5 protein-coding genes and 1 rRNA gene are annotated in these 6792 nt (G+C 46.4%); 4 read left to right on the forward strand and 2 right to left on the reverse strand.

Going from position 1 to position 6792, the window contains the following annotated elements:
• Window positions 1–379 precede the first annotated feature (379 nt).
• The gene (locus tag GPL15_RS17365; RefSeq protein ID WP_215699959.1) at window positions 380–901 is read left to right on the forward strand and encodes a hypothetical protein; all 522 of its coding nucleotides are present in this window, start codon (window positions 380–382) and stop codon (window positions 899–901) included.
• Between the two features lie 34 nt (window positions 902–935).
• Here the strand turns inward: GPL15_RS17365 and GPL15_RS17370 are convergent, their stop codons facing one another.
• Both GPL15_RS17370 and GPL15_RS17375 read right to left on the reverse strand, forming a co-directional pair.
• The gene (locus GPL15_RS17370; protein ID WP_215699960.1) at window positions 936–1907 is read right to left on the reverse strand and encodes a WYL domain-containing protein; all 972 of its coding nucleotides are present in this window, start codon (window positions 1905–1907) and stop codon (window positions 936–938) included.
• Window positions 1904–3148 carry a WYL domain-containing protein gene (locus GPL15_RS17375; RefSeq protein WP_215699961.1) on the reverse strand — a complete coding sequence of 415 codons (1245 nt, stop codon included), beginning with the start codon at window positions 3146–3148 and terminating at the stop codon, window positions 1904–1906. The genes GPL15_RS17370 and GPL15_RS17375 overlap by 4 nt, the downstream gene beginning before the upstream one ends.
• A gap of 169 nt (window positions 3149–3317) precedes the next feature.
• Between GPL15_RS17375 and GPL15_RS17380 the strand changes: the two genes are divergently transcribed.
• From GPL15_RS17380 to GPL15_RS17390, 3 genes are all read left to right on the forward strand, one after another.
• Window positions 3318–4550, forward strand: coding sequence for an RtcB family protein (locus tag GPL15_RS17380; RefSeq protein ID WP_215699963.1), 1233 nt, complete (start codon window positions 3318–3320; stop codon window positions 4548–4550).
• A gap of 499 nt (window positions 4551–5049) precedes the next feature.
• The gene (locus tag GPL15_RS17385; RefSeq protein ID WP_215699962.1) at window positions 5050–6144 is read left to right on the forward strand and encodes a slipin family protein; all 1095 of its coding nucleotides are present in this window, start codon (window positions 5050–5052) and stop codon (window positions 6142–6144) included.
• Between the two features lie 584 nt (window positions 6145–6728).
• Window positions 6729–6792: ribosomal RNA gene (locus GPL15_RS17390) — 16S ribosomal RNA — on the forward strand; the annotation flags it as partial.

Consider the following 6792-nt stretch of genomic DNA (forward strand, 5'->3'; position numbering starts at 1 on the left):
TTTCACTAACGGTTTCCAGACGGCTTTCATCGCCAACGGATTCCGCTCCGCCCGGCGTCAAGCCTCCAAGCAGGCCTCCGCCCCCCGTCCGTCCCCATTCCCAGGATTCAGGGCTGTGTACTGGTCTGATAACGGATAAATAAAGATTTGGAGAAGGGACGTAGAAGAAGCAAAGAAGCGTTTGATTGAGACGATGTTTGGTATTTAGTGCAGATTATGGTATAGACATTTTATATAGCTGACGCGGGGAATAACAGTAAAAGGTCAAGGCTTTTTCGAAAATGACTTGACCTTTTACGTTAAATTTTCTTATAATTTACAGAATTGTTTTTTTAATTACCAGAGCAAGAGAAAACCAGCAGGGAAGCGGGGAGGCTGGATGGCGGGGGACCAGGCCGGCTCCGTTCTGATGGACATGCTGTTAGAGCCGGAAGCGGTGGAACACGATCTGGAAGTGATCACTCAGGCCCAGGAAGCCATGCACTCCTGGTACTTACAGCAAATTGGAGAAGATCAGCTGCAATGCACCACCGCGGTCATCCGCTTGCAGCCGCCCGGCTACAGTCAGATTTGCGGCTGCAGCACCCAGCTTATTTCCCCCCACCTTTATAAAGAACTGATCGGTCCTTATGATGAAAGGATTTTAATGGCCCATCCCCGAGGAGGCATGATCCATTTATGCAGTTCCCATTTACAACATTTAGAGACCTTTAAAGCCATGAAATGTCTGCGCGCCCTCCAGCTAAACGATCAGGCCGCCGATGATCTGGAAAAATATGCTGAAGTTCTTAGAAACGATCAGGTGCTGTACGTGCGCCCCACGGAAAAAATGCCTCCGGAGAAAATTGAGGAACTATGCGCCAACCGCCCCTCTGTCATTGTTTCAGATATCCGGTGGTGAAAAGACGTTTCCTATTAATTCAGCCGCCCGCCCGTTACATCAGCCGCGCCTGCTTCCTCACCCTCATTTTCACCTGTTCCAAAAAGCTTTCCGGCCCCACCACACGGATCACCGGCCCGAAGGAAAGGATTTGAATCAAAAGTTCCGTTTCCACACTCTGGTTATAGTAGATGTAACACAGATATTTTCCTGCCGTATCCGTTTTTTCGATCCGTTTTTCATAGCAGGCGAAATGCAGCATGGCCCGTTCCAGCCCGTTCCGTTCCTCGGATATTTCCAGAACCACGGGATCATCACAATACGATTTTTCAATATACCGGTCAATGTCAATCTCTTCGTCAACGAAAAATCCGGTTTCCCGGACTGAAAAAATTCGTCCTATATTTAGCGTTTCCAGCCGCCAATCCCTGCCCGCCCGTTTAAACAGGGCGAAGCAGCGGAATTTATCGTCTTTAGAGGAATATTCCATGCGGCATGGCAGATAGGTGCGCTCCGACAATTTTCCTTTCCCGGAGTAATAGGAGATTTGAAGCGTCTGCCTCTCTTTAATTCCCTTTAAAATCATTTGAAAATGTCTCCGGTAACTGTCCGCTCCGGTGAGATCTCCATCCGCATACCGGTCAAAATAGAGAAAATCCTCATTTCTGAACAATGGTTTTACATCCTTTAAGTATTCCTCCAGAATACGAAGCTGCCCATCAGATAAAAATAAGGTGATTCTGGGATCAGAGATCAGGGCTTTCAGCCAGGATTTTTGAAGCCGGGTCAGAGGCAGCACCCTCAGGTTATCGATTTTAGAAAGATATCCATCTTCCGTCTTCACTAAAAGATCCCAGTCCCCGCCGGTCAGATGGGGCACAATTGAAACTGCGCTCTCTCCATATCCATAGGTGTCCGCCAGCCGGTTCATTTCTTTTACGCCCACAGGCTCCACGGAACCCTTCTTTAAAATCCGGTCCACAACCTGATAATAACAATTATAGATTTCCGAGAACAACTCCATCATCCGTCCCCCTCTCCCAGATACAGATTTATCATCCGTTCCATATCCTGCCGCCATACTTCCTCCACCCGTTTATTAGAACATTCAAATGAGAGGATGCGCCCGGTAAATGTCTTGATCCAGGGCAGCAGCTCATTGGCGTCCCACACCTGCACTGCATAGCGGTATACTCCCTGCCCGATTCTGGCGACCGTCCCATGCCTGCCTTCCCGTTCCAGCCTGTTTATGATATACTGTTCTGTTTCTTCGTTGATCTTCAAGGTGAGGCTCACATCTTCCGGCGTCCGCTTGCTGCCAAATGACACGCCCCAGCAGAGGTTAAGGTTTCTCATCAAACCCTCCAAATGCGCGGCAAAGTCAGGATCAGCCTCTCCGGCAGTGACAGACTGGATGCTGTCCAGCCGGTATGCCTGGAACCTGCGGGAACGGCAGTTCCTGAGACAGACATACCGCCGGCCCGTCTGGGTGCTGATAAGGATTTTAAGCGGTGTGCCCCAAGCCTCGGTGACACGGCCATTTTTACCTCCTTTAACCGCAACGGTCACCAGCCGCTGTTCTTCGATGGCGGCGAGCAGCGGCAGCAGGATTTCATCTTCCAGCGTGTGCACCAGATAGTCATGCTTCATGCGAAACAGGTCATTTTCCCTCTGCTGGTTATCTAAAACCGTGCTTCCCACAAATCCAAACGGCGCGATTCCCTGATAGAAACAGACCGCGTCCAGAAGATCCGGCAGTTCCTCAGGAATTTCCTCCTCCACGCTGGGATTTACCCCGTACAGGTTCTGCCTGCCTTCCTTATGAAGGGTGAGCAGTCCATTTTTCTCATATTCCACCAGCTTTTTCCTGACCGTCTGGGAATCGAACAGAACCTGATAATTGATCTGAATTTCATCTGTAATCTCATCCGCGCTCCGCAGCTCCCCGTCCTGAAGCAGATCCAGTATAAAAAAATGCAGCATAATGTCATTGGAAGTAAAGCTCTTGGATTTCCAAACCGAATAAAGGGGATTTACGGAAATCCGGCTGCTGTCTATGGTGATGGCCACTGATTTCTTCCGTTCCGAATTATAATCGCTTTTAATATAATCGGAAAACCAGCTTTCAATCCGCCGCCGCTCATTGTCATAAGTCCGGCTGCTCTTGATCTGAAAATCCTCCCTGGTTTTAAATCCATAGATATAAAAATCCCTGACATAAGAGCGGATCTTATCAAAACGCTTTACAAGTTCACTGAATTCCGACATAATTTTCCCTCCCCCTTTCACCGGCATCATTTATAAAGCCATTATACTGGCTAAATATGGAAGTTCGCAACTTTTTTTAAATGATAAATCCCCTGTTGGCTGGTAAGATAACATTACAAAGAGATGATGCAGAAAGGAAAGGCCGCAGGGCGGCTAAATGGTGAAGAGTATGTTTACAATTTATAATGAAAAAACAAATAAGCCCATCAGAGTGTGGCTGGAATCCATAGACCAGGTGGAAGAGAACTGTTTGGAACAGGCGTACCACCTTTCAAACCTGCCGTTTATCCATAAATGGGCATGTCTCATGCCGGATACCCACACAGGAAAGGGAATGCCCATCGGCGGAGTGATCGCCACCGATGGCGTCATAATCCCCAATGCTGTGGGCGTGGATATCGGCTGTGGAATGAACTTCGTATCCACAGACTTAAAAGTGGATGAAATGCGGCAGATCATGACCGGAAACGGTACTCTGATCCAGTCCATAATCGGAGATATTTTAAGAAATGTACCCGTTGGATTTAATTCTTATAAGGAAAGACAGGAATCAGAGGTTCTGGACCGCGCTATTGAGGAAAAAGAGAAATACGAAAGCAATCAAAACCTGTTCCCGCTGATCGAGGATGCTTATTACCAGGCGGGAACTCTGGGAGGCGGCAATCATTTTATAGAGCTGCAGGAGGATCAGGACGGATATTTGGGAATCATGATCCATTCAGGAAGCCGTCATTTCGGCAAAGAGATCTGCGATGAATATCACAACAAGGCGCGGGAACTCAACGCCAGATGGTACAGCCAGGTCCCCGACTCTTACCGGCTGGCATTTCTCCCTGTGGATTCTAAAGAAGGAAAAGAATACATAACATGGATGAACCTGGCTTTGGATTACGCGTTTGAAAACCGCCAAAAGATGATGGTAAAGGTAACGTCCATCATCAGGGATAAGGTGAAGAAACACATGGACCAGGATTTGAACTTCCAAAAGGAGATTAACTGCCATCACAATTATGCGGCCCTGGAAAACCATTACGATAAAAATGTCTGGGTGCACAGAAAAGGCGCCACCAGGGCGAGAAACGGCGAACTGGCCGTAATTCCCGGAGCCATGGGATCATACAGCTACGTGGTGATGGGAAAAGGCGCGCCGGAGAGCTTCTGCAGTTCCTCCCACGGAGCCGGAAGAGCGTATTCCAGAAAAGGGGCGATGGAAGCATTTTCCTGTGAACAGGTGATGGTAGATTTGAAAAACCAGGGAGTAGTACTTGGAAAATACAACAAATCCGATGTGGCGGAAGAAAGCCGTTTTGCCTATAAAGACATCGAATTTGTCATGGATCAGCAGACTGATCTGGTAGTCCCCATTAAGCGGCTGAAAACCGTAGGGGTTGTAAAAGGATAATTCACTGCTATATCACGGCTTAACCGCCGGATGGTGCCGGCTGCCCTGCAGTTTGGTATGCCGCAGTAATTATGATAAATGCTATGTGGGATAGCAAAACATGATGTGTCGCAGGTTCGAATCCTGCCGGCGAAAGCCGTAACTCAGCTGGGTAGAGTAATCATTAGACACCTGTCAAGTGTCCTCAAGGGAGCTTGTGATGCCGGATTATGCCTGTCACCCGTATAAAAAACGTCAAAAGTCCCAGGGCCCATGCCCTGCCGGCCGGTAGATGCTTTTTATATGGAGATGACAGCAGGAAACATGCCTTGAGGCCGGATGGCCCTGGCAGTGCAAGGAAATTCCCATGTTCTTTGAAATGGAAAGAAAGCCGGAATTTTCCCAAACTGCCTGAATCCGGCTCCGCAGATTTTCTGCGGCATAACCCGGGATGACGGCTGTATCTTTTGTTTCCACAGAAGAAACAGGCCGATGCTGTAAAAAAGGAAGGAGAAAACGTATGAAATATATAATCAACCAAACACAATGTGGATTCCTGCTGAAAGACGGATGTTTTGTCTCCGTGCTGTTATGCGGAAAATACAATTACATAAAAGCATTAGGATATAAAGTTGTCATTGAAGAAATGAAAGGAAAGGTGGAATTTAACGGGATACCGGCTGAAATCCTTTTAAAAGATGAAACTTTTGCCCAGCGAGTGCTCCAGGTAAAAATACCGGATGGATTTTTAGGCGTTTTATCCTGCAATGGGGCAGTGCAGGAAATCGTAAGCGAACCGGAAACCTTGTACTGGAACGTATGGGACAAATATGAATGCCGGCTTCTGGATATGCGAGAGCCTGACATGGATGGAGATATTAAAAAACAGTACCTGTCCATGATCCCGCTGAAATATTACAAGAAAATTGAAATCCAGCCAGGTGAAATCGGCCTTTTATATTACGATAACCAGTTGGTGAAGGAGTTAAACGGCGGAACTTACTATTACTGGCTGTACTCCAAAGACGTCCTCTGCCGGATTGTGGATCTGAAAGCCAAAGCCCTGGAAATCACCGGCCAGGAGATTCTCACCGCCGACCGGATCGGCATCCGTCTGAATCTGATCTGCAGCTACCGGATTTCCAATCCAAAGAGAATGGTGGAGACCATCAAAGGCCTGGAAAGTCAGCTTTATTCCTGCATTCAGCTCATCATCCGGGAATATATCGGCAAATACCGTCTGGACGAACTGCTGGAGCAGAAAGAAGAGGTGTCCCAATACATCTATAAAAGGATGAAAGAGGAGGAGGAACCGTACTGCGTTGAATTCCTGAACGCGGGAATCAAAGACATCATCCTTCCGGGAGAGATCAGGGATATCCTCAATACGGTTCTGATTGCTGAGAAAAAAGCTCAGGCAAATGTAATCGCCAGGAGAGAAGAAGTGGCGTCCACCCGTTCCCTCCTCAACACGGCAAAGCTTATGGATGAAAATAAAACTCTCTACAAGCTGAAAGAGATGGAATGTCTGGAAAGAATCTGCACCCAGGTAGGAAATATTAATGTTGCGGGAAGCGGAACTCTATTAGAACAGTTAAATAATTTAATGGGTTAATCCGGAATCTGCACAGATAAAATGACACCATCCGCATAAAACTTCAAAAAACGCTATATCAGTTTCATCCTTTCTTGTATAGAAGAATGGATTGGAACACAAGATATAGCGTTCTTTTTCGCCCGAATCGGGGGAGGGGCAGGAAACGTAAAATTAAGGGAAAAAAACTTAGAAAAATATGTAAAAAGCTGTTGACTTTTGATGAATGGTTTGATAAGATAATATTCGCCTTGAGAAATGAGGCAAAAACAAAAGAAGCTTTGAAAAAAGTTTTGAATAAAAGTAAAAAAGTTGTTGACAAACATCACGCAGCATGATATGATAATTGAGTTGCTGTTGAGAAAGGCGACACATAATGAACCTTGATAATTAAAGATTGAACAGTATGTAAAACCCTGAAAATTCTAAAAAAACAGGCCATATCTGATATGCCTGGAGGATGAAAATCCTCAGAGAAAATTCAGAACGAATACAGAAATGTATACGAACCAAACAAAACAGTAAATGAGTAAATAGCTCTTCGGAGTTATAACTCAACGGATTTAAAATTAGCTAACGTTAATTTTGGATCAAGATCAAAACTTTAACATGAGAGTTTGATCCTGGCTCAGGATGAACGCTGGCGGCGTGCTTAACACATGCAAGTCG

Source organism: Clostridium sp. MCC353, from assembly GCF_018785315.1.
Taxonomy (GTDB): Bacteria; Bacillota; Clostridia; order Lachnospirales; family Lachnospiraceae; genus CHH4-2.

Coding starts and splice junctions, on each gene's coding strand:
- GPL15_RS17365 (WP_215699959.1), top strand. CDS start 380: ATGGCGGGGGACCAGGCCGGCTCCGTTCTGATGGACATGCTGTTAGAG.
- GPL15_RS17370 (WP_215699960.1), bottom strand. CDS start 1,907: ATGATGGAGTTGTTCTCGGAAATCTATAATTGTTATTATCAGGTTGTG.
- GPL15_RS17375 (WP_215699961.1), bottom strand. CDS start 3,148: ATGTCGGAATTCAGTGAACTTGTAAAGCGTTTTGATAAGATCCGCTCT.
- GPL15_RS17380 (WP_215699963.1), top strand. CDS start 3,318: ATGTTTACAATTTATAATGAAAAAACAAATAAGCCCATCAGAGTGTGG.
- GPL15_RS17385 (WP_215699962.1), top strand. CDS start 5,050: ATGAAATATATAATCAACCAAACACAATGTGGATTCCTGCTGAAAGAC.